The 22,877-nt window shown below is 40.7% G+C and carries 22 protein-coding genes; 12 read left to right on the top strand and 10 right to left on the bottom strand.

Annotation, left to right across the window (positions count from 1 at the left end):
• The 6 genes from ureC to B3297_RS05955 form a co-directional block, all read right to left on the bottom strand.
• On the bottom strand, positions 1 to 1,851 hold the full coding sequence (ureC, locus tag B3297_RS05980) for an urease subunit alpha (RefSeq protein WP_046674791.1): 1,851 nt from the start codon (positions 1,849 to 1,851) through the stop codon (positions 1 to 3).
• Positions 1,852 to 1,853: 2 nt separating this feature from the next.
• Positions 1,854 to 2,225, bottom strand: a complete 372-nt coding sequence (gene ureB / locus B3297_RS05975) for an urease subunit beta (RefSeq protein WP_070561656.1) — start codon at positions 2,223 to 2,225, stop codon at positions 1,854 to 1,856.
• Positions 2,226 to 2,240: 15 nt separating this feature from the next.
• Positions 2,241 to 2,543 carry an urease subunit gamma gene (gene ureA / locus B3297_RS05970; protein WP_046674789.1) on the bottom strand — a complete coding sequence of 101 codons (303 nt, stop codon included), beginning with the start codon at positions 2,541 to 2,543 and terminating at the stop codon, positions 2,241 to 2,243.
• 37 nt (positions 2,544 to 2,580) lie between these two features.
• The gene (locus tag B3297_RS05965; protein WP_286778576.1) at positions 2,581 to 3,771 is read right to left on the bottom strand and encodes a porin; all 1,191 of its coding nucleotides are present in this window, start codon (positions 3,769 to 3,771) and stop codon (positions 2,581 to 2,583) included.
• A gap of 157 nt (positions 3,772 to 3,928) precedes the next feature.
• Positions 3,929 to 5,311 carry a sensor histidine kinase gene (locus tag B3297_RS05960; RefSeq protein WP_070561660.1) on the bottom strand — a complete coding sequence of 461 codons (1,383 nt, stop codon included), beginning with the start codon at positions 5,309 to 5,311 and terminating at the stop codon, positions 3,929 to 3,931.
• Complete coding sequence (locus tag B3297_RS05955; protein WP_070561662.1) at positions 5,301 to 5,981, bottom strand: response regulator transcription factor; 681 nt, start codon at positions 5,979 to 5,981, stop codon at positions 5,301 to 5,303. Before B3297_RS05955 ends, B3297_RS05960 begins: the two co-directional genes overlap by 11 nt.
• A gap of 403 nt (positions 5,982 to 6,384) precedes the next feature.
• Between B3297_RS05955 and B3297_RS05950 the strand changes: the two genes are divergently transcribed.
• From B3297_RS05950 to B3297_RS05925, 6 genes are all read left to right on the top strand, one after another.
• On the top strand, positions 6,385 to 7,788 hold the full coding sequence (locus tag B3297_RS05950) for a WG repeat-containing protein (protein WP_139144889.1): 1,404 nt from the start codon (positions 6,385 to 6,387) through the stop codon (positions 7,786 to 7,788).
• Positions 7,778 to 8,218, top strand: coding sequence for a hypothetical protein (locus tag B3297_RS05945; RefSeq protein WP_083295783.1), 441 nt, complete (start codon positions 7,778 to 7,780; stop codon positions 8,216 to 8,218). Before B3297_RS05950 ends, B3297_RS05945 begins: the two co-directional genes overlap by 11 nt.
• Positions 8,219 to 8,301: 83 nt before the next feature.
• Complete coding sequence (locus tag B3297_RS05940) at positions 8,302 to 8,862, top strand: YeeE/YedE family protein (RefSeq protein ID WP_254667645.1); 561 nt, start codon at positions 8,302 to 8,304, stop codon at positions 8,860 to 8,862.
• Positions 8,863 to 9,276, top strand: a complete 414-nt coding sequence (locus tag B3297_RS05935) for a DUF6691 family protein (RefSeq protein WP_286778575.1) — start codon at positions 8,863 to 8,865, stop codon at positions 9,274 to 9,276.
• 83 nt (positions 9,277 to 9,359) lie between these two features.
• Positions 9,360 to 10,175: a sulfite exporter TauE/SafE family protein gene (locus B3297_RS05930; protein ID WP_070561668.1), complete on the top strand. Its 816-nt coding sequence runs from the start codon at positions 9,360 to 9,362 to the stop codon at positions 10,173 to 10,175.
• Positions 10,176 to 10,186: 11 nt separating this feature from the next.
• A complete protein-coding gene (locus B3297_RS05925) occupies positions 10,187 to 11,584 on the top strand; it encodes an MBL fold metallo-hydrolase (protein WP_070561670.1) in 1,398 nt (465 codons plus the stop codon).
• 123 nt (positions 11,585 to 11,707) lie between these two features.
• On the opposite strand, the gene B3297_RS05920 is transcribed toward B3297_RS05925, so the two are convergent.
• Positions 11,708 to 12,565, bottom strand: coding sequence for a hypothetical protein (locus B3297_RS05920; RefSeq protein ID WP_070561672.1), 858 nt, complete (start codon positions 12,563 to 12,565; stop codon positions 11,708 to 11,710).
• A gap of 159 nt (positions 12,566 to 12,724) precedes the next feature.
• Here B3297_RS05920 and B3297_RS05915 point away from each other — a divergent pair, with 159 nt between their 5' ends.
• A complete protein-coding gene (locus B3297_RS05915; protein WP_070561674.1) occupies positions 12,725 to 14,602 on the top strand; it encodes a M1 family metallopeptidase in 1,878 nt (625 codons plus the stop codon).
• Positions 14,603 to 14,705: 103 nt separating this feature from the next.
• Here the strand turns inward: B3297_RS05915 and B3297_RS05910 are convergent, their stop codons facing one another.
• Entirely contained in the window at positions 14,706 to 15,845 is a 1,140-nt protein-coding gene (locus tag B3297_RS05910; protein ID WP_217493508.1) for a glycoside hydrolase family protein, read from the bottom strand.
• A gap of 109 nt (positions 15,846 to 15,954) precedes the next feature.
• Between B3297_RS05910 and B3297_RS05905 the strand changes: the two genes are divergently transcribed.
• The 3 genes from B3297_RS05905 to B3297_RS05895 all read left to right on the top strand — a co-directional run bounded on the left by B3297_RS05905 (position 15,955) and on the right by B3297_RS05895 (position 19,002).
• Positions 15,955 to 16,170: a hypothetical protein gene (locus B3297_RS05905; RefSeq protein WP_112373971.1), complete on the top strand. Its 216-nt coding sequence runs from the start codon at positions 15,955 to 15,957 to the stop codon at positions 16,168 to 16,170.
• A gap of 118 nt (positions 16,171 to 16,288) precedes the next feature.
• Complete coding sequence (hemW, locus tag B3297_RS05900; protein WP_083295784.1) at positions 16,289 to 17,416, top strand: radical SAM family heme chaperone HemW; 1,128 nt, start codon at positions 16,289 to 16,291, stop codon at positions 17,414 to 17,416.
• A 137-nt stretch (positions 17,417 to 17,553) separates the two neighbouring features.
• On the top strand, positions 17,554 to 19,002 hold the full coding sequence (locus tag B3297_RS05895; protein ID WP_070561678.1) for a glyceraldehyde-3-phosphate dehydrogenase: 1,449 nt from the start codon (positions 17,554 to 17,556) through the stop codon (positions 19,000 to 19,002).
• A gap of 74 nt (positions 19,003 to 19,076) precedes the next feature.
• Here B3297_RS05895 and B3297_RS05890 read toward each other — a convergent pair whose 3' ends face one another.
• A complete protein-coding gene (locus B3297_RS05890; protein WP_070561680.1) occupies positions 19,077 to 20,321 on the bottom strand; it encodes a 3-deoxy-D-manno-octulosonic acid transferase in 1,245 nt (414 codons plus the stop codon).
• A gap of 65 nt (positions 20,322 to 20,386) precedes the next feature.
• On the opposite strand from B3297_RS05890, the gene B3297_RS05885 reads away from it, so the two are divergent.
• Positions 20,387 to 21,379 (top strand): UDP-glucuronic acid decarboxylase family protein, encoded by a 993-nt coding sequence (locus tag B3297_RS05885; protein ID WP_070561682.1) that lies wholly within the window; start codon positions 20,387 to 20,389, stop codon positions 21,377 to 21,379.
• A complete protein-coding gene (gene galE / locus B3297_RS05880; protein ID WP_046674775.1) occupies positions 21,379 to 22,410 on the top strand; it encodes a UDP-glucose 4-epimerase GalE in 1,032 nt (343 codons plus the stop codon). The genes B3297_RS05885 and galE overlap by 1 nt, the downstream gene beginning before the upstream one ends.
• A gap of 134 nt (positions 22,411 to 22,544) precedes the next feature.
• Here galE and B3297_RS05875 read toward each other — a convergent pair whose 3' ends face one another.
• Complete coding sequence (locus B3297_RS05875) at positions 22,545 to 22,853, bottom strand: hypothetical protein (protein WP_070561684.1); 309 nt, start codon at positions 22,851 to 22,853, stop codon at positions 22,545 to 22,547.
• Positions 22,854 to 22,877 lie beyond the last annotated feature (24 nt).

The raw sequence follows: 22,877 nt of genomic DNA, 5'->3' as shown, positions 1-22,877 counted from the left end.
TTAGAATAAGAAGTACCGTTGGGCCATTGGAAGTTCCTTCAACGGTTCACAGGTTGCCAACACACCATCTACTGTCACTTCGTATGTTTCTGGATTAACGACGATATTTGGTGTAGCATGATTATGGACCATATCTTTTTTCATCACCGTACGACATCCCTCCACAGGCAGACATTTACGCGATAAATTCAATTTTTGAATATTTCCGTTCTCCAACGAAATTTTCGAAACGAAATTGAAGCATAGTTTTGAAACTGCTTTACCGTAATTTCCAAACATTGGCCTATAAATAATAGGCTGTGGTGTCGGAATCGACGCATTGGCGTCCCCCATTTTAGCACCCAAAATCATACCTCCTTTGATGATCAACTCGGGCTTTACACCAAATAATTCCGGTTTCCAAAGGATCAAATCGGCATACTTTCCTTTTTCAATCGAACCGATATATTGATCAATACCATGTGCTTTAGCAGGGTTGATTGTAAATTTAGATACATAACGTTTGACACGGAAGTTATCATTTTCTTTGCCTTTATCTTCAGCTAAAGGGCCGCGTTGGATTTTCATCTTATGGGCCGTTTGGAATGTACGGGAAATAACCTCTCCCACACGTCCCATCGCTTGGCTATCCGAACTCATAATGGAGAATACACCCATGTCTTGCAAAATATCTTCGGCAGCGATGGTCTGAGGACGGATACGTGAATCAGCAAATGCTACATCTTCTTTCACATTTTTATCCAAGTGATGGCAGACCATCAACATGTCCAAATGTTCTTCAGCAGTATTTACCGTAAAAGGTTTTGTTGGATTGGTAGATGCAGGGAGGATATTGGGATACATGGCGATCTTAATAATATCCGGAGCGTGTCCACCGCCAGCTCCTTCCGTGTGGAAAGTATGGATTACACGACCATCTATGGCGGCAACAGTATCTTCCAGGAAACCGGCTTCATTCAACGTGTCGGTATGGATTGCGACTTGTACATCGTATTTATCAGCAACTTTCAATGCCGCATCAATTGTTGCCGGAGTAGCCCCCCAATCTTCATGGATTTTGACGCCCAGTGCTCCAGCTTCAATTTGTTCTTCGATAGGTTTAGTGGTCGATACGTTACCTTTTCCGAAAAAGCCAACATTGATAGGAAGGTTTTCAAAAGCTTCAAACATACGCTCGATATACCACTTTCCTGAAGTCACTGTCGTGGCCAGTGTTCCGTCGGCTGGTCCCGCACCGCCACCAATGAACGTGGTTACTCCAGAATATAGGGCTGTTTCAATCTGTTGCGGCGAGATAAAGTGAATGTGCGTATCAATACCGCCGGCAGTTAGTATATAGCCTGCTCCCCCATGTACTTCCGTAGACGCACCGATGATCATGCCCTCGGTTACACCATCCTGTACATCTGGGTTTCCAGCTTTACCAATACCGACAATTTTACCATCCTTAATTCCGATATCACCTTTTACGATACCCCAGTGGTCGATGATAATGACATTAGTGATGCAAAAATCCAATACCCCCTCATCACGCAAGGCACGGGCAGATTGTCCCATACCGTCACGAATGGTTTTACCACCGCCAAACTTGTTCTCTTCTCCGTAAACATTGAAATCTTTTTCAATTTCAATGAAAAGCTCTGTATCTGCCAGACGAACCTTATCTCCAGTGGTGGGTCCAAAAAGAGCAGCATATTTGTCTCTTGGGATATAAAGTTCCCCATCAACATATTTTACAGATGATTTATCTAAACCTAGTTTATCTAAACCAAGCGCATGTAGACCAACAGTAGTTCCCAACGTGGTGAGTCCTACGACTTTAATCCATTCGCGTCTATTCCATCCTCCCATAGTTACTTCGATTGTCTGAATTTTAATTTTTTCATTTTATCAATGGCTTTGCTTTTCACCGATTGATCTGTATACTTACCATTTGTCAATCCATTAAAACCGTGGATTTCCTTACTTCCGCCAAATTCAACCAGAACAACTGATTTTTGTTCCCCTGGTTCAAAACGAACAGCGGTACTGGCTGGAATATTCAAGCGCATCCCAAACGCTTTCTCTCTGTCGAAGGAAAGCAACTTGTTGGCTTCAAAGAAATGATAGTGTGAACCCACCTGAATAGGTCGGTCACCTTCATTTTTCACAACGATGCTTGTGGTTCTGTGCCCAACATTAGCTTTGATTTCCTCTTTTTTTAAAATGTATTCTCCTGGAATCATATCATTCAATATTTATTAACGAATAGGATCATGGACAGTCACCAATTTAGTACCGTCCGGAAAAGTTACTTCGATTTGAACATCATGGATCATTTCGGGGACTCCTTCCATGACTTGGCTCCTTTTCAATAAAGTAGTACCATAAGACATTAAGTCCGCCACAGACCTCCCGTCCCTAGCCTCCTCCATGATCTGGGCACTGATGTAAGCGATACACTCTGGATAATTTAATTTTACCCCGCGTTTCAATCGCTTAGCCGCCAATTCGCCGGCCAAATGCAACAGCAGCTTTTCTGTTTCTCTCGGTGTTAAACGCATAAAAAAATAGTTATTTGTTAATTTGTTAAAGGAATTATTATAAAACTGGAATGGTAAAATATGCCCCAAAGGCTAAGCGGTTGTACTGACTCTTGGCCATATCCATATAGTCCTTATAGTTTACGGTGTTACCGACGTAACCTAGATAGAACCGAAGATCCTGGTTATGAAACGGCTTATGTTGCAAAGCCGCAAAATAGGTCCAGTTTTGGCGAAAATTCTTGCCGAGTTGCTTATCATCCCGCGATCCCGCAATCTCATAGCCACCTTTCAACGCCAGCTCCCATTTTTTACTCAAAAATTGATCATAGCGCAGTATGGCAGAGCTGTAGTTTACATCTTTGGCCAATACACGGTTCTCGCCAGTTCGACCATAAAATTCGTTGATCGCGGAAGATGCAATCATTGCATGATCGACAGCAAGATAAGAGTACTGTAAATCAAGATATAGCATCTGCTTTGCTGTTTTGAATTTATTCGCTAATGAAATGGCATGATTGGTATGTCCCTTTGCGAACTGAGCGATGTTGTAAGACCATTTCGTATTAAAACGTTTGTCCATAAATGCACCCACCCATGTGAAATAGGCTCCCATAGGCACAGTAGAGCGTTCCAAATCACCTACAGCAAAACCATTTTTTGTATGAAGCTCCATAAAACTATCATTGGTTGTGTTGTAAACTTGGGCATGCAACGAATGATTCGGGTTGACTTCATAGGATAACATTCCTCCGACGACGAAGAGATTCAATATACGGTCTACATAGTCTGTGAACTTATATTCGTAAATTGGGTTATTTTCGAACTCATAACTCCCGACCATTGCACTTTGTTTACCGGCCGTAACAGACCATTTGAGATCCTTGCCAAACTTGTACTTAATATAAGCCATATCCAAGGCACGCGATCCATTATCCTGACTCGTTGGAGCAAATGACCTATTGAAGCGAAAACGTACTTTATAGGATAATCGATCATTGTATTCCCCGCTCATCAGAATACGGGCGTCATCAAGGTTTGCTTTTGCTTGAGAAGCACCCTCGCCATTGTCCGTTTGCAGACCTGCTCTTAACAGGACATCCAATTGAAATGATTTTGCTCTCGCGGGTTCTTTCAGTAGCAAGCTGCTTCTCTGTGCCTGAACAGAGTCCGTTTGGACCTGCTCCTGCGCATGCAATGATGCTACGCCAATCCCAAGTGTTGTAAAAAGTAAACGTGTTTTTTTCATCCTTATAGTGTATTCCTCTAGGGTAAAGAAGCCATCCCGCAGTTTCAAAACAGAATTCGATTCAAAACAACAAGATAGATCCATGCTTTATACTTATCTCCGGTACAAGTATATCACAGCCACCTAAAAATGGAATAAGGATGAGATTAAAATGAAATTAGAAAGGAGTTTTTGGGATTGTAACAACGACCAAAGTGCCTTGACCTTCCGCTGAATGGAGGAGCAATTCAGCACCATGGAGGTCAAAGATATTTTTGGCTAAAACAAGCCCCAAACCATTGCCATAGATATCACCGACATTAGAAGCACGGTAAAAAGAGGTAAAAATATGTGGCTGGTCTTTTTTAGGAATACCGATCCCTTGATCAAACACTTTTATCGTAATATTTTTGCTATCGCTACTTATTGCTACGCCAACCTGCAGTCCATTGCCGTACTTAAATGCATTTGAAATAATATTGCTAAAGGCAATAAAAAACAGATCCGGATTCGCCAAAACCGTAAGTTCATCACTATCTTCCGGGATTTCCGTTAGATCAAAAGAAAGCTTGAGGTCCTTATGAATACTTTTTTCCGCTTTATAAATTTCATAGAGTAACTCGTCAATTCGAATAATTTCTTTATTGTCCACTTCCCCCTTGAAACCCATGCGAGATAGCTGCAAAAGATTATTGATAATCAACTCCATTTTATCCGCATATTTTGCGATAGTCTCCAGGGAATAATAGGCTTCATGCTCTTTCGACAAGAGCTGTTGCGCCAATTCGGCTTCTCCCCCAATAATTGTAAGTGGGGTTTTTAGCGAATGTGAGGCATTTCCGATAAAACTCTGTTGCGATTGAACCGAAATATCCAATCGGTTAAGCATTGAATTTAAGTTCGCAATCAAAACACCCAATTCATCTTTGCTATTACTGAATTTACTGAACAGGCGATGGTCTAAATGGGCGATATCAACTTTATCTAAATCATTGTTGATATCTTTAATAGGTTTCAATAATCGGTCAGCAAAGTAAAAAGACATGAGTACGATTAAAAAAATCGCCAAAATCCCACCTGTGATCAGTGTCCGATCCAATTGACACTGTTCCTCATGACCGTAATCATCGATCCCTTCCGATACAACAATCAAATTCTCGTGGTGAAGATGATCTTGAAAGAATACCGCTACAAAAGCAGTCTTACCATGCATGTATCTTCCCTTTCCATGGCGAATTACGTCGGTATAGAATGTTTCGGGCATGGGCAACTCAGGCCGCATTTGAACACGATCACTTCCTTTAACAACACGAATAAGATGGTCTGTTCCCTCAGATAACTGTTTCAGGTATTTACGTTTTACCTGAATATAGAGCGCTCTATTTTCATCCTTCTGATGGACGATGTGATCTCCAACAATCACGGCATTCTCTTCTAGCCGATGAAAAAATTTAGTTTGCAGACTGTCGTACGTGAAATAAGACACATAAATGGCAAAAACAACAAGCAGCAGGGTACTGATGATCGAAAATAGAAGAACTATTTTGGTCCTAATTTTCATGACGGATTACATAGCCCATACTAATCACTGTATGGATAAGTTTACGCGAAAATTGTTTATCGATCTTTTTCCGAAGGTAATTCACATATACGTCAACAACATTGGTACTTAAGTCAACATCCATACCCCATACTTCCTCCAGGATATCGATCCGGCTCAATACCTTATTTCGATTGAGCATTAAAAATTCAAGTAGACGAAATTCAGTAGCGGTAAGAATAATAGGAGAATTGGCACGTTGAACCGATTTGCTGTCTCTATCCAATTGAAGATCGTCAAATACCAATATATTTTTCTGCTCGGTCACTGTTTTGGATTTGCGGCTGTAGCGGCTGATTCGAGCCTTTAATTCCTCTAAACGGAAGGGCTTCGTCAAGTAATCATCCGCATCCCTGTCAAATGCCTCGACGATGTCCTCCGTTTGATTTAATGCCGTCAAGATAATAATAGGGACTTCGTTGTTTGACATCCGAATGTTTTTACAGACATCCAAACCATTCATACCAGGCAACATTACATCCAACAGGATGAGGTCATAATGATTCAATCCCGCCATTTTTAGACCAGTATAACCGTCCATAGCAATACTAATATGATAGCCTTCTTCTTTTAAGCCTCTTTCGATCAATGATATGACAGATGGTTCGTCCTCAATTAGTAATAGTTCCACAGGTATCTCTTTTAAACAGTAAAAAATTCGAGGTTTGTAAAATACAAAATTAACATGTCACCTTTTCTCAAAAAGCTACATTCTTAAATTATTTTCGCTTTTTCTTGACGATTATATGATAATAACACATAAAATAAGTATAAAAACACATACACCCTCAAGATCCCTTAACCACCGCCCTAATATCAATTTACTTTACATGATATAAAAAATATGTCCCCCTCTAGGTCTCTACTCAAAGGACGAGGCTACGTCTATCCCCAAAAAAATAAGCACAGACCAAAAACCGGATTTAAGCATTCGAATACAATAATATCTATTTTTGAAAGAATTTCCACAAATAACGAAAGATTATTTCAAAAATCAATTGAATTTCAATATTTTTGTAGCTCAAAATCACACAATGAAACAATTTATCCTTTGTTTACAGTTTGCGTTTTTACTCCTTATAGGACAAGGACATGCTCAGGAGAAACTATATAAAATTTCATACCAATTTGCTGATCCTGAAACGGGAACAGATACGGCATCTTCAGAATTCATCAAAATATTGGCTGGAAATAATGAAGCGTTAATGCAGGCCTTCATCGCGAAAGACCAGATGCGCATTGAAAGTTTATTATTTGGAAAATCGATACAGATCAGCAATATCCGCGAAGGCAGTTCTTTTCTACTGGATGAAGTAAATAAAACCTATACCGCAACAGAACTGGCCACGGGCAAACTCATTGAGACTTTCGCAAACGAAGGCGATAATTATGCCTATTCAGGGGATTTTGAGATCAGCTTAATTCCTAATCAAAAGAAAATAATTGCAGGAATCACCTGCGAAAAAGCAACATTCAATCTAACAGGTAGTCAAGACCAACAAACAGAAATTACCGTTTGGTATGCACCCAAATTACCAAAGTTATACTGGGGCACTTACGATTATCTCGAAAAAGTACCTGGGGCAGCGCTCTATATCGGATCGGCGGGTTTAGGAATTCAGGCCACTAAAGTCGAGGAGATACCATTCGACCAATCGCTCTTTGAAATTCCAGCGGATTACGAAGAAGGTGAAGCTACAGATGAAGCTGTAGATTCCACGTTAAACGACCATCTATCTTGGTATCAAGATTCCAGCACATCATATTTTGGTGTACAGGACAGCTTAGGAAACAAATTAACACCAGCAAAATATACGGCAATATATAGCTATGTAGGAGACTATGCCATCGTAAACGATGCAGCGCAAATGTTTGGCTTGATAGACCTCCATGGCAAAGAAGTTATTCCATGTCAATATGAATCGCTCAGTTTAGAAACCGAAGGCGGTCCTGTGGTTTATATGAGCGATCTTAAGTATGGACTTCTGGATACAAACGGTAAAATATTGCTGAAAGCGAAGTATGACTTTATTTCAGTACCTAGCCCAGCATATGGACTTTTTACGGAAGGAGAATACACGGGTATTATTGATCAAAAAGGCACTGTTTTACTTCCTGCCAAATATGAGACCATTTCAGATTATCGCGATAATCTCGCGTTAATTATAGTAAACCAATCCTACCAGCTTATTAATAAAACGGGGCACAATCAACTTAAGAAGGACTATGAATTTCTGTCTTTTGCAGGAGAGAAACTTCTTCTGGCCTTTAAAGACGACAAGTATGGATACATTGATTACACAGGAAAAGTCGTGGTCCCAATTAAATTTCAGAATGCCCAAGCTTTTGAAAACGGGCTAGCGCTTGTAACGGAGGATCTAGAGAATTTTTACTATATTGACGCAAAAGGGAAGTTTATCAAGAAATATGAAGAGTAATCCACAGACATTCCACTTGTCGACATTGCATCGTGGAAAATACATGTTAATCTTGCTGGTTTCAATCTTTTTGATCGGAATGGTCATGTCTAAAGTTCCCATACAAGAAATTCTCAAGATTATTGTTGCTCTTTTAATAATCCCTTTAGCACTGTATTTGGCCATAAAGTGTTCGACTTTATCATCGACTTGGGTCTTGGACGAAAATACACTGCAGATAAGCAATGCTAAAAAAACAATCGTTTTCCCTCTGAATAATATTTCTCATATCAGGAATCTTAAACGTTCTGGCGGAAACCTGATCATTATCAACCAAAACAAAGGACCGGCTTTTCGTACTTGGCGCAACAAATTGTTTCAAAAAGAAGATGATCTTCCTCTGCTAACCGAAGCCTTAAAGACCGCAGACATCGAATATTACGACCTATAAATTCTTTCTTCCTTCGGTAACATTTGTTACAGGCTTTTGCAAAGGCAGTATGTACCTTTGTAACATCACTTAAGAACATTGTTATGCTATTGGAATACATTAAACAACCATGGCCCTGGTATATTTCAGGACCTTTAATTGCGCTAGTCATGTACCTGCTGCTCAAACAGGGGAAGGATTTTGGCATGTCCAATAATCTACGCACCATGTGTACTGTATTAGGTGCCGGAAAAACTTCCTCTTTTTTCAGATTCGATTGGAAGACCCAATCATGGAATTTATTGGTGGTACTCGGGACAGCCATTGGCGGTTTTATTGCACATCATTTTCTGAGCGATGGCGCTGCAAGCCAGATTAATCCCAAAAGTATTGCCGACCTAAAAGAGCTGGGTATTATCGACCAGCTACAAGGCTACCTTCCTGAATCCATATTCGTTTTCGACGGATCTTTGTTTCAGTTTCTAATTTTAAGTATTGGCGGTGTATTGATTGGATTTGGAACACGCTATGCTGGTGGATGTTCATCAGGCCATGCTATTTCTGGACTTAGCAATTTTCAGCTTCCTTCTTTGATTGCTGTTATAGGTTTCTTCCTAGGCGGGATCATCATGGTTCATTTTTTATTCCCACTAATTTTCGCATAAATGAAAGCACTAAAATTTATTTTCATCGGTATATTGTTTGGAATCATCTTATACAAATCGGAGGCCGCGTCATGGTATAGAATCTACGAAATGTTTCAATTTCGTTCCTTTCATATGTATGGCATCATCGGTACAGCACTGACCACAGCAATTAGAATCGTACAGATCATCAAGAGAAAGCGAATCAAAGATAGTAACGGGATGCAAATAGCATTCTATGACAAAGACAAAAGTATTACACGATACCTGGTCGGAGGAACAATCTTTGGCTTGGGATGGGCATTGACAGGTGCGTGTCCGGGCCCCATGTTTGCCCTAATCGGTGCCGGTTATTGGACTATTGGAATCGTCCTTCTTTTTGCTTTGTTGGGTACTTGGCTTTATGGGCTGTTGCGCAATAAGTTGCCGCATTAAGTTGAACAGACTTTGTTATGAAACTACCTCATATATCCGAAATCTGAGGCCTGTACCTGGAGTTTAAATTTTAGAAAGAGAACATGGAATTAATATTTATAGCTGGTTTTATATTAGCTGTTCTGGTCGGGCTATCAATGGGCTTGATGGGTAGCGGCGGAAGTATTCTAACATTGCCCATCTTTGTTTATATTTTTCATATAGAACCTCAATATGCATTGGACTATTCGCTGTTTTCTATAGGAATATTAGCCTTGGTCGGATCAATTTCTCCGTTGAAAAAAAGAGAAATTGATCTGAAAACTACTGCCATTTTTCTCTTTCCATCGCTAATTTCTGTCTTTCTGACCAAGCGTTATCTGCTTGTAGCCATACCAGAGTCATTTCACCTGGGCGAAATAGCGGTTTCCAGAAACCATATCATCATGTTACTTTTCTCGATGGTGATTCTGATTTCTGCAACAGCAATGGTGCGAAAACGTAAACAGGTTCAGCACGATCAATTCAGAAGCGGAATTGGTCAGATTTTCAACGTTTTCCTCGTCGGATTGCTCGTCGGTATCATGACTGGCTTGGTGGGCGCGGGAGGAGGCTTTATCATTGTACCTGCCCTCGTTTTACTCTTAGGAATCCCACTTAAACAGGCCATTGCCACTTCGTTGTTTATAATCGGTTTAAACGCTTCATTCGGTTTGATCGCGAATTATCAGTTCCTGGAACATATGAATTGGTTTATATTGGTTACCTTTACGTTAATCACTTTAATAGGCCTCCAAATTGGTTCCAAATGGAAAGACAAATTAGATGCAGCAAAATTGAAAGGTATTTTTGGGTACTTTTTAATTAGTATTGGCATCCTAATTTTTGCTTTCGAATTCATTCAATTTGTAAATCATTAAAATCACACGCTATGTTTTTTCAACACATTTTTGAGTCATCTTTAGCACATTCAAGTTATATCATTGGTTGTCAAGCCAAGGGTGTCGCTATTGTCATTGACCCTAAAAGAGATGTAGACAGCTATCTTGAGATTGCACAAAAGAATAATCTGACCATAACGCATATTGCGGAAACACATATCCATGCCGACTACCTTTCAGGTACGCTAGAGTTAGCCGCATTGACAGGCGCCAAACCTTATCTATCCGATGAAGGTGGAGAAGATTGGCACTATGAATTCCCACATATTGGATTAAAACATGGCGATCAATTTCACGTTGGAAATCTGATTTTCCAGGTTATCCATACACCCGGACATACGCCCGAGAGTATCAGTTTTGTATTGATTGATACGCCTGCAACCATGGAGCCGGTCATGCTATTTACAGGTGACTTTGTGTTTGTTGGCGATATCGGACGCCCAGATCTGTTGGAAAATGCAGCGGGAATGGTCGGAACCAAGGAAATTGGGGCCCACCAAATGTACCGATCGTTACAACATTTCCTGACGCTACCTGATCATATTCAGGTATGGCCCGCGCATGGGGCCGGATCCGCTTGTGGAAAGGCGCTGGGCGCCGTTCCGAGTTCAACGGTTGGTTATGAAAAAATACGCAATTGGGCACTTCAATACCAAAACAACGAAACAGCCTTCGTGGAAGAACTATTATCAGGACAGCCCGAACCGCCACGCTATTTTGCCATGATGAAAAAACTCAACAAAATAGCGCGGCCATTGCAAACGGCAGTTCCTCAGTACAACAAGTTAACGAACGAAACTTTTCTGGATTTATACCAGCAAGGAACAACCGTCATTGATACACGCTACAAGTTTGATTTTGCCAAAGGGTATCTCCCCAATAGCATCAATATTCAGAACAACAAAACATTTAATACCTGGGCTGGCTGGATCCTTAATTACACAGATCCGTTTATACTCATTGTAGCGGAAAGTCAATTGGACGACATTGCCCGCAAGCTTATGCGCATTGGATTGGATCAAGTCGCTGGATATGTTACGCCAGATACGATCCCGCATTTGGGAATTGCATTGGAGCACCAGCAACTCATCGGTTTCGAAGAGATGAATAGTGTATTGGGCAGATCCGATATCCAAATACTTGATGTACGCAATTCTAGTGAGTTTGCAGAGGGGCATTTACCTCATGCTACTCATATCTTTGTCGGTACAATTGCAGACAATCTCCACAAAATTGACCAAAACAAACAGCTGTACCTGCACTGTCAGTCTGGAGACCGCGCAACAATAGCAGCATCCATATTGGCAAAAAACGGTATTAAGGACGTCAAAATTTACAGTCCTTCCATCAATGAATGGAAATCAAAGGGCGGAACTTTGGTGCAATAACCTTAAGAAAAAGATCCCAGAATAAACATTCCTGGGATCTTTTTTTAGAGAACCAAACGATACCATCGAATTTGAGCTGCCAATGCATGATAAGGAGCAACTCAACTCGGCAGTATATTTCGTTTATAGACTATTTCTATTGATCCGCAAAAATTCGATAACCTCATCCTTCTTCTCTTCCATCTTGCCTTTCTTTTCCGTAAACTGATGATTATAGATGGTCAGATACTGATGGTCGTCCGTTTCAGATCCATATAATTCGGCCGTGGCAAAAGAGAAATGCTCTTCTTCATCTGAAAGATGATCATACACATAGGCAAAATCATGATTCCCCAAGGAGCTTACGACGGCATCTTTATCCGCCACGAATTTCAACCTTCCGGGCAATGTCCGCTTATTCATCCATACTTCGTCTTTTTCAGAAAAAGGATAAATAGTAATACCGCGGAAAGCCATAATAAGCGGCGTAATCAGAATAATACCCATCTCAATCGCCCAAACGGCCCACAACATACCACCCGAAACCGGGCTCTTTTTCAAGGTAAAGGTACCGACTTCGTTTAAACCTTGCATCGCTTCCCAAATAAATGAAGGGTGTAAGAAAAAGGCTTTGAACCCTTCCAGATTGAAAGATGATTTTACCCAGGTATCTCCGCCCATGGTTCCCTCCGCATTGTACATCAGCGAAACGAAAAGAGCCCATTGCGCATAAAAGGCTAAAAGCGCGACTAGCAAAGTAATCAATAGTGCAATGCCCTTATTTCTTAATTTCCATTTTTTGAAACAGAAATTCAGCAAATAGAATATCCCAGCACCAAATCCCAATGTAATAAATACATTAAAATAAATAATAGGGATAAACCACTGCAAAGCGATGTAAACAATTGCCAATACAACGGCACTGATTGTTCCTAGCACAAGAGATCCGATAAATGCCAAAGCAGGAGCCTTTCCCGAGGGCTTATAATATAGATTTTCCATAAAAACAGTAAAATTGATTTTTAACTTAACAGTTAAATTCCCTAACCAAAACCAAGCCAATTCCCAAAGAACAGTCAACTTTCGTCAAGATTTGATGACATTAACTTCGTTACATTCGTTTAAGTGCCATTTATTGAGACAATTTTGTAAGTTTGGGGCATGAAAATCAAAATAATATCCTTTTTTACACTTGCATGTGTATTGAATATTTGGGGGGCAGTAGCGAAGGCCCAAAGAAAAGGATTCTGGCAACAGAAAGTTGACTACCATATGGATGTCAACGTGGATGAAAAAGCATATCAGTACGATGGAAAAATGACCTTGAAGTACAGCAATAATTCAGGGCAATCACTTAAAAAAGTATATTTCCATCTATATTTCAATGCTTTTCAACCAGGATCGATGATGGATTACCGCTTAAAAAACATCAGTGATCCAGACAAGCGCATGGTGACCAACCTTGGCACAAAAGAAAAGCCGGTATATCAAAGCCGCATCGGAGAGCTTAAGACCAATCAAATTGGTTATCAAAAAATCAAAAGCTTAACAATGAATGGGGCTAACGCATCATTTAAAATTGACGGAACGATCTTGGAGGTCGCTTTACCAACTCCTATCCAAGATGGCGAAACAGCACGTTTTGATATGGAGTGGACCGCACAAGTTCCGGAACAAATCAGAAGAACTGGCCGGAATTCTGCCGAAGGTGTAGCATTATCTATGGCGCAATGGTATCCGAAGATGGCCCAATTCGATGAATTCGGCTGGCATTTGGATGAATATACAGGTCGTGAATTTATTGCTCCTTTTGGCAATTTTGACGTCACCATACACCTCAATAAAAATTATGTTGTTGGTGCCTCAGGTGTTCTTCAAAACCCATCAGAGGTCAAAGGTTATCAACAGAAAGCGAAAGTAAAAGCCATCGACAATAAAGCGACCTGGCACTATAGAGCCCAAAATATCCATGATTTTGTCTGGGCCGCAGACCCCAAATTTGTTGTGGATTCCGCTTCAAGTAAAAATGGTATAAAAGTATATACCGTATTCTTGCCAACTGACAAAGAAGTTATTTCAAATTGGAAAACGGCAATAGGCCTTTCTACCGAATTCTTTGACTTCTGTAGTGCGAAGTTTGGTAAATATCCATGGCCAACTTATACCATCATTCAGGGTGGCGATGGTGGTATGGAGTATGGCACAGCTACTCTGATCACAGGCGGCCGCAATCTAAAAAGTCTTGTTGGTGTCATATTCCATGAATCGGCACACTCCTGGTACCAACAATTGTTTGGGATCAATGAAACCGTAGATGAATGGTTTGATGAAGGTTTCACCTCCTATGTCGAAGAGTTGGCCATGCAACATATCTTTGAAAAAAGAGGTGCTATTGCCTCCAACCCACAAATTGCCGCCTACCGTGGCTACTATAAATTGGCTCTTTCAGGTAAAGAAGAACCGATGAGCTTACTGGCAGATTATTATAACACCAACTACGGCTACAGCAACGAAGCATACAACAAAGGTGCCGTGCTTGCAGAACAGTTGGGTTATATTATTGGTCAGGAAAATTTGGAAAAAACCTTCCTGAAATTTTATGACATCTGGAAATTTAAACATCCGACACCAAATGATTTTAAACGCGTTGCTGAAGAGGTTTCCGGTATAAACTTAAAATGGTATTTCAATCTGTTTATCAATACAACACGTCAAATTGATTACGCCATCGAAAAAGTAACAGACACCGACATTTTATTGGCTAATAAGTCAAATTTTGCCATGCCACTGGATGTTCTGGTAGAATACACAGATGGAAGTAAAGAACTATTTTATATTCCTTTGCGTGAAATGCGGGGAGAAAAACCGGAAGAACATTTTGACATATACAAAGGTGTTAAAAGGACCGTGCTTGAAGATTGGTTTTGGACCAAACCCGACTATACTATCCATGTGTCGAAAACACCAAAAGCGGTAACTATTGATCCTTCACTACGCTTAGCGGATGTAGAATCGGCAAACAACAGTTTTAGCAAATAACTCGTAGATTCCCATTATCTGAACAGATCGGGGCAAAAAAAGCTTCCAAACCACTTCACATATACCTGGTTTGGAAGCTTTTTTTCTAATCACCTAACCTGAATTAGGTATTCTTAAGAGGAATAACCATATTCCATGTGCGTTCAAATTGATAGGGCGCCGAACCATCTCCCGTAGCAGCAAACAAATGCGTAGGTTTCCCATTTTCAAATAATAAAAACGGTCGTTCAAAATTGGCCTGATGACTCGTTGTGCCGTCATCCCATTGAATTGTTTTAGAATAAGCTTTTACAGACTTTGAAAGATGCCAATCTATACCATCTTTCGAATAAGCGTGTATCCCGCCCCCCTCTTCACCGCAGATCTTTCCGTAACGGTCCTTCATAATAAGTTCAAACTGCTGACCATTATGCCACACAAATGGATCTTCTACATCATTTTCATGGTTTTGGTCCGTATGGAATGAAAAAATGGGTTTTTCCGACAAACGGCGATAAGGTCCGAGAAAAGAATCTGCTTGTGCAGCTCCCAATAGAAGTGGCGGATTATAATTTAGTGGGGAAGATTTATACACTAAATAAACCTTTCCGTTCGGTAAGACAACTGGCGAAGGGTTTGATGTAATGGAGGCATCCCATTCTCCTTTCCGCGGATTCAGAATCGGTTGATCAACTCGTTTCCATGGCCCTGCAATTGATCTGGAATAGGCCATCCCAATACGTTTATGCATCCAGGCTTTCTGGCCTAGGCCCGACTCCCATACATTTTCTGTAAAAGCAGGAGTTGGCTCATCATAATTATTGCCAAAGTAATAAAGTACATAATAGTCACCGCTTTTTACAATGCGCGGATTGTGTGTTGTACAACCATCAAAATATTGCTTCCCCCGAGCGGGCAAAACAACTTCAACAAATTCGTATGGCCCTTCAGGGGTATCTGAAATAGCCCTGACGACTTCTGAGTTTGTGACCCAATTACCAAAACCATATTGTTTGCTCCAACGCGAAGCAAACATATGATATCGTCCATCCTCTCCTTTTATAACCGAAGGATCCCAAATCCAATAATCTTTCATCGCAAATCCGCCGCCTTTTGGTGCCGGTAACAACCGATCGATAAAAGAGTCCTGATTATTAAAAAAGTCTTTAGGAATAGCCCCAAACGCATATCCATGGTTTGAAAACAGGAAGAGGCCGGAAACACCGGCAACGTTTTTTAGAAAGTCTCGACGGGAGGTTTTCATACATTTTACTTTTATTAGAAGAAAATAATTCGTTTTCTAATCTATTTGATCGGCTCCCATGAAATAATTTACACGAGGCTGATACCCACAATTTTTTAGAAAGAAACTCTTGAATTCACTTTCCTTCATCAGACATGAGGTGTTATATTGGTACTTCTACAAAAATATCGACAACAAGATAACGAATAACCAGCTCGTTGTCAACCTTCTTGTGGATGATTCTTCCATCCTATTGCACTTTCTTTTTAAATCCTTTAATGAACTGCGGAAAAGTCCAACAGCTATCTTACCCGGAATTTATTCGGCTAGTGGCTACCGGAAATAGTTAAACCTATAAATTCCTCTTGCATCTAGGCATAAGTCTAGAAAAGATTTCCGGTATGCATACTCGAAAGAAGAAAAAATAAGGAGCGATTTGGTCAGGTCTTGGTATATTTGTCCCCATGATTTATGTCCATATTCCCTTCTGTAAACAGGCTTGTCATTATTGTGACTTCCATTTTAGCACTTCACTACAATACAAAAGTGAGATGATCAATGCCATACGACGGGAAATTGAACTCAGGGCATCCTATTTGGAAGACAAAAAGGTCGAATCGATCTATTTTGGTGGCGGTACCCCTTCCTTACTGGAAGCGGATGAGATCGCCCAGATCATCGATACGATAGGGAAGCATTTTGACATCGCAAATCATGCTGAAATTACACTGGAAGCTAATCCCGACGATTTAAATGCCGCCAAAGTAAACAGTCTACGGAATACAGTAATCAATCGATTCAGCATAGGCATACAGTCTTTCTTTGAAGAGGATCTTAAATGGATGAACAGAGCACATAATCAACAAGAAGCACTGGCTTCAATTATGCGGGTGCAAGATGCGGGCTTTGAAAATATTACCTGTGATCTTATTTATGGCTATCCGTTACTGACTGACGAGAAATGGCGCCACAATATGCAACAGCTGATTGACTTTGAAATTCCCCATATTTCTTCGTATTCCATGACTGTAGAAAATAAGACAGCATTGGATCACTTCATTAAAAAAGGCTTAAGTCCAGCAATTGATTCGGATCAGGCCGCAGATCAGATGAGTCTCCTTATCCATACATTGAAAGCTGCGGGATATGAACAATATGAAATTTCCAATTTTGCAAAAAATGGCCTTTATGCGCGTCACAATACAAATTATTGGAAAGGTAAACATTATCTTGGTATAGGCCCTTCGGCACATTCGTTCAATGGAATTTCCAGAGCCTGGAATGTTTCCAACAACGCGAAATATATGACCGCAATCAATTCAAACCAACTTCCCCTGCAAATTGAGGAGCTTTCAACATTGGACCAAATCAACGAAAGTATCATGACTTCGCTGAGAACCATGTGGGGGCTCGATTTGATTGCGCTGGAAAGTAAATTCGGGCAATCTATCAAAAACCGCGTATTGAAGGATGCAGAGCCATTTCTGGAAGAGGGCAATCTTGTTTTGGAAGAAAGTAAATTACGTTTAACGGATGCAGGTAAATTAATGGCCGATCATATTATGTCCGACCTATTTGTTATAGAAGATTAATAAATAAAATAGATAAAAATTACAAAAACAATAATAACAACCGTGTTTATGTTTTAAATATTACGAAAATAAAAATATAGGTTATTTTTTTTGGCTCTTTGTGCTATGTTTGCAACATAATCTATTATAACATTATTATGTCACACAAGCCATCTTTTGACTTAGAGATCAAAAGTTACAGAGAGCAACAAAACGCTGCCGTAAGCTTAATTCAAATTGTCAGTAACCTGTGGTATAACCGCGCTATTGAACTTGTATTTTTTCGAAATCAACTCATTGATGTAAAATCGAGTTCAATTCTTAACCTGGTCAAGGAAAGCGTCCTCCTTACCGAAGAGCCATTCGATATTTTTGACACTCTTCAGGTGGCACAGGAATTGGAAAAGCTCACCCTATCTCCTGCACGTATCGATATCGGAAAACTTACCTTACAGGTCAAGAAACAGGCAATTGACAACAACGACCTGCCGAGTTTTATAACAAATGAATTAAAGGACATCAATCAACAAGCGGAATTAAAACCACGCGATGTTGTTCTTTATGGATTTGGCCGTATCGGCCGTTTACTCGCCCGAGAGCTTATGCATAAAGCCGGTGCCGGACAGCAGCTTCGCCTTCGTGCCATTGTAACCCGGGACGCCAATGACAGCAAGTCCATATTGAAAAGAGCGACACTATTAAAAACAGATTCCATACATGGTGCATTCGAGGGCGACATACAGGCCGACATTCCTAATCAGGCACTTATTATCAATGGTATCACTGTCCACCTTATCTCAGCCAAACAGCCAGAAGATATCGATTATACCGAGTATGGAATACAGCATGCTTTGGTCGTCGACAATACGGGCGCTTTTCGAGATGAGCAAGAACTAAGTCGTCACCTGCAATCCAAGGGTGTCGCCCAAGTTTTATTAACAGCACCGGGGAAAGGTGTTCCAAATATCGTATATGCAGTCAATGAAAATAATATTGACTTGCAAAAGCATGCGATCTTTTCCGCTGCTTCCTGTACGACGAATGCAATATCCCCTATTTTGGCGGTGCTTGAAAATAAAATAGGCATTGAAAAAGGACATATCGAAACCATACATTCCTATACCAACGACCAGAATCTTGTCGACAATATGCACAAAAAGTCCAGACGGGGTCGTGCTGCGGCGCTCAATATGGTGATCACAGAAACTGGAGCGGGCGCTGCTGTTTCAAAAGTATTGCCATCGCTAAAGGGCAAACTGACCTCCAATGCCATTCGCGTTCCCGTGCCAAACGGATCATTGGCAATTTTAAATCTCGAAATTAAAGCCAAAACTACGGTCGACGAAATCAATGCACTTTTAAAAGAGGCATCTCTGCAGGGTGACCTGGTCGAACAGATTAAATTTTCTAAAGATCATGAACTCGTTTCTTCGGATATTATTGGTTCCACTGCCACCGCAATCGTGGATGCTCCAGCGACGATCGTTTCGGGAGATGGCAGGAATGTTATTTTATATGTCTGGTACGACAATGAATACGGATATTCCCATCAGGTGATGCGCTTATCGCGTCACATTACCGGTGTAAGAAGATATACCTATTATTAGGAGGCAGTCAAGCATCAAGAATAAGAAACCACGCGTAACCTGCAGAATATAGGCGGCGGCAGTACAGCTACCGCTTATATTTTCACGGAATTGCTTTTGAGGTATTTCATTATAATTGCTGTTGCTCCGGCCTTCTGCAGCACATACGCACGGGCCAGTTTTCCCGCCTCTTGACGGACAGCCTGATCTTGTAGAACAGCAAAGATTTTCTTTAGTTCTTTAGCACTACCAATGGCGAAACCGGATCCATTTTGCACGAGCTCTTTCGCCTCCTGAAACTTCTTGAAATTTGGACCAAATAGCACCGGTATGCCATACGTTGCAGCCTCGAGTGTGTTATGTATCCCTACGCCAAAACCACCACCAATATAAGCCAGTTGGCCATAGCCATACAAAGACGAAAGCATACCAATGTTATCGATAACCAGCACCTTTGAATCGGCAACTAATGCGGCATCGTAGCTAGCCATCTCCGAAAAGCGGAGCGCCTTCGGCCAAAGGTTAAAAATGCTCGCCAAATGTGATTCATTGATTTCATGTGGCGCCAAGATCAGCTTATAGTCTGAATAACCCTGAAGCAATTCCTGTAGAGCCTGTTCATCTTCCGGCCAGGTACTTCCTGCGACAAGCGTCGGACTTTCACCAACAAATTGGCTGATCTCGGAAATCATTTTTCTATTTTTAGGAATGTCTACCACGCGGTCAAAACGTGTATCTCCGGCTAACCCAGCATTCCGTATCCCATATTCTTTCAAAAGACGTACACTTTCTTCATTTTGCACAAAGAAGTAAGTCACAAAACTTAAAATTTTCAGAAAAAAAGTACCATAAGCCTGAAAAAAGATCTGATCGGGTCTAAATATTGCTGAGATCAGAAACAAGGGAATGCCCCGTTTATGTAGGCCTTCAAAAAAATAATACCAATATTCATATTTCGTGAACACAGCGAAACTTGGATTGATCAGGTCGAGAAAAAGCCGTGCATGCTGAGCAGTATCATAGGGGAGATAAAAAACATAATCGGCCAAAGCGGTGTTTTTTCTGATTTCGTAACCAGAGGGAGAGTAAAATGTTACAATTATTTTATGATCCAAATAATTATTTTTCACCGCTTCCAGGACAGGTCTTCCCTGCTCAAATTCGCCCAATGATGCAAAGTGAAACCAAATATGTTTTTGGGAAGAATCAACCGTTTGTTTCATCCTCGAATACCAGTCTTTTCGCCCCTCTACCATAAGCTTGGCTTTGGCGTGAAAAGGAGCCAAAATACGCAGTAAGAGTCCATAAAGAAAGATTCCAATTGAATAAAGCAAACGCATGTTTTTAAAATAATGTTTATCTTAGTCAAAGATATTAAACCCATTTCATTAAACGGAACCATTGAGTGGAAAATAAACATCGCAAACGGATTTTGATAACAGGAGCAGCTGGCTTCCTCGGTTCTCACCTTTGCGATCGCTTTATTGCGGAAGATTACGATGTCATTGGAATGGACAACCTGATTACCGGAGATCTACAGAATATAGCACATCTATTTAAGTTGGAAAATTTCGACTTCTATCATCACGATGTATCGAAATTTGTCCACGTTCCCGGACACTTGGATTATATCTTGCATTTCGCTTCGCCAGCCAGTCCCGTTGATTATCTTAAAATTCCGATACAAACATTGAAAGTCGGATCTTTGGGAACACATAATCTCTTGGGCCTTGCACGCGCCAAACAAGCACGCATATTAGTCGCCTCCACCTCTGAGGTTTATGGCGATCCACTTGTTTCGCCACAATCCGAGGACTACTGGGGCAATGTAAATCCCGTTGGACCTCGCGGTGTATACGATGAAGCGAAGCGTTTCCAGGAGGCAATAACAATGGCCTATCATAATGCACATGGTCTGGATACCCGTATTGTCAGGATATTTAACACCTTTGGTTCTAGAATGCGCCTCAATGATGGCCGCGCTATTCCTACCTTTATCGCACAAGCGATTCGGGGGGAAGACATTACGATTTTTGGGGATGGTTCGCAAACACGATCATTCTGTTATATTGACGATCAGATCGAAGGCATTTATCGCCTACTGCATTCGGCATGTGTCACACCGATAAATATTGGTAATCCGAACGAAATCAGCTTGCTGCAATTGGCCCATGAAATTGTCGAATTGACAGACAGCTCGAGTAAAATCGTCTACGAACCATTGCCGGTTGATGATCCAAAACAACGGAAACCGGATATTGGCCTGGCGAAATCTAAATTAGCCTGGGAACCTCAAATAGATCGAAAAACAGGATTGAAAAAAACCATAGCATTTTACAAAAAGATCCCTTTGAATACCTTATCACATAAAGACTTTACTTACTATAATCAACAATAATGAACAAAAAAATATTAGTCACAGGAGGAACAGGTTATATCGGTTCGCACACAGTGGTCGAACTACATCAAGCAGGATATGTGCCTGTCATCGTGGATGATCTGTCCAATTCAAACATCAAAATTTTGGATCAGGTTGAGAAGATCATCGGCGTTAGACCTGAATTTCACCAGTTTGACCTTTGTGACACAGACCGCGTGAATGAATTTGTAAAAAACAATACCGATATCTCGGGCATTATCCATTTTGCGGCCTCTAAAGCTGTAGGTGAATCTGTACAGAAGCCCTTAAAATATTACCACAACAATTTTTTCTCGTTAATCAACTTATTAGAAGCATATCAAAATAAGCCGATTAATTTTGTCTTTTCTTCAAGCTGTACCGTATATGGTGAGCCAGACTATTTACCTGTCGACGAAAGTGCTCCCGTGAAGAAGGCCACCTCTCCTTATGGCAACACAAAACAAATTGCGGAAGAAATTTTACAGGAGACTGCCGCTGCATATGATAACTACAACATTATCGCACTCCGTTATTTCAACCCAGTAGGTGCACATGAGTCGGCTTTGATCGGTGAATTACCAAACGGTGTTCCTCAGAATCTGCTTCCATTTATCACACAAACTGCCATTGGAAAAAGAGAAAAATTAACGGTATTTGGCTCTGATTACGACACACCGGATGGATCTTGTATCCGCGACTACATCCATGTTGTTGACTTAGCAAAAGCTCACGTTGCAGCAATCAGATTGTTGGAACAAGGCAACCCCAACGGAAAATACGATGTCTTTAATGTGGGAACAGGAAACGGGTATTCTGTCCTTGAAGCGATCAAAGCTTTTGAGAAAGCTTCTGGACAAAAACTGAATTACGAATTTGGTCCACGTCGTGATGGAGATATTATCAAGGTTTATGGCGACGTTACTAAATCAGCTAATCAGTTGCATTGGAAAGCAGCACTTGGTATTGATGAAATGATGGCTTCTGCCTGGGCATGGGAAAAAAATCTAAAAGAAAATCCCTTGGATTAAACAGTAGCCTATTGTGCGGCAACAAAGCATAATACTTAGCTTAACGTTATATGACCGTCTTAAAAACTAAGACGGTCATATTTTTGGCAGTACGAGTCCTTCGACATCCCTTCTTTCGAATCCTTCCAACCACATCATTCAAGCTGAAAAGCAGTTAGAATCGAAGCTGGATTAAAATCCTTCTCGTTGAGTATATTTGGCCGACGACGATCCTTCGCCAGATACAAAATAGTAAAGCCAACAAAAATAGAACTGCCTACAAAATCGCCACATGCTATGGACAAGGATTTTTCCGGTATGATGTTCTCTTTATACTTCACATCATATTCCCATTCCGTGTCTTGAATGACGACAGATTTAAGTTGATCAAAATTGAATGCGAATGCTTGAAATTTGAATACAATGGCATTACATCTTTTAGGAAGGATCATGGCTCTTTTCATATCAAACTCCGGAAAAGATACCTT

It is taken from the genome of Sphingobacterium sp. UBA3519, assembly GCF_002377215.1.
In the GTDB taxonomy this organism is placed as follows: domain Bacteria; phylum Bacteroidota; class Bacteroidia; order Sphingobacteriales; family Sphingobacteriaceae; genus Sphingobacterium; species Sphingobacterium multivorum.
This window is presented reverse-complemented; position numbering and strand designations above follow the sequence as displayed.

Bases quoted from the DNA above. Each gene is read 5' to 3' on its own strand.
- B3297_RS05910 (WP_217493508.1), bottom strand. From the start codon at position 15,845: ATGAAAACCTCCCGTCGAGACTTTCTAAAAAACGTTGCCGGTGTTTCC.
- B3297_RS05935 (WP_286778575.1), top strand. From the start codon at position 8,863: ATGAAAGCACTAAAATTTATTTTCATCGGTATATTGTTTGGAATCATC.
- B3297_RS05915 (WP_070561674.1), top strand. From the start codon at position 12,725: ATGAAAATCAAAATAATATCCTTTTTTACACTTGCATGTGTATTGAAT.
- B3297_RS05925 (WP_070561670.1), top strand. From the start codon at position 10,187: ATGTTTTTTCAACACATTTTTGAGTCATCTTTAGCACATTCAAGTTAT.
- B3297_RS05875 (WP_070561684.1), bottom strand. From the start codon at position 22,853: ATGAAAAGAGCCATGATCCTTCCTAAAAGATGTAATGCCATTGTATTC.
- hemW (WP_083295784.1), top strand. From the start codon at position 16,289: ATGATTTATGTCCATATTCCCTTCTGTAAACAGGCTTGTCATTATTGT.
- B3297_RS05945 (WP_083295783.1), top strand. From the start codon at position 7,778: ATGAAGAGTAATCCACAGACATTCCACTTGTCGACATTGCATCGTGGA.
- galE (WP_046674775.1), top strand. From the start codon at position 21,379: ATGAACAAAAAAATATTAGTCACAGGAGGAACAGGTTATATCGGTTCG.
- B3297_RS05965 (WP_286778576.1), bottom strand. From the start codon at position 3,771: ATGAAAAAAACACGTTTACTTTTTACAACACTTGGGATTGGCGTAGCA.
- ureC (WP_046674791.1), bottom strand. From the start codon at position 1,851: ATGGGAGGATGGAATAGACGCGAATGGATTAAAGTCGTAGGACTCACC.
- B3297_RS05920 (WP_070561672.1), bottom strand. From the start codon at position 12,565: ATGGAAAATCTATATTATAAGCCCTCGGGAAAGGCTCCTGCTTTGGCA.
- B3297_RS05940 (WP_254667645.1), top strand. From the start codon at position 8,302: ATGCTATTGGAATACATTAAACAACCATGGCCCTGGTATATTTCAGGA.
- B3297_RS05950 (WP_139144889.1), top strand. From the start codon at position 6,385: ATGAAACAATTTATCCTTTGTTTACAGTTTGCGTTTTTACTCCTTATA.
- B3297_RS05960 (WP_070561660.1), bottom strand. From the start codon at position 5,311: ATGAAAATTAGGACCAAAATAGTTCTTCTATTTTCGATCATCAGTACC.
- B3297_RS05930 (WP_070561668.1), top strand. From the start codon at position 9,360: ATGGAATTAATATTTATAGCTGGTTTTATATTAGCTGTTCTGGTCGGG.
- B3297_RS05895 (WP_070561678.1), top strand. From the start codon at position 17,554: ATGTCACACAAGCCATCTTTTGACTTAGAGATCAAAAGTTACAGAGAG.
- ureB (WP_070561656.1), bottom strand. From the start codon at position 2,225: ATGATTCCAGGAGAATACATTTTAAAAAAAGAGGAAATCAAAGCTAAT.
- ureA (WP_046674789.1), bottom strand. From the start codon at position 2,543: ATGCGTTTAACACCGAGAGAAACAGAAAAGCTGCTGTTGCATTTGGCC.
- B3297_RS05890 (WP_070561680.1), bottom strand. From the start codon at position 20,321: ATGCGTTTGCTTTATTCAATTGGAATCTTTCTTTATGGACTCTTACTG.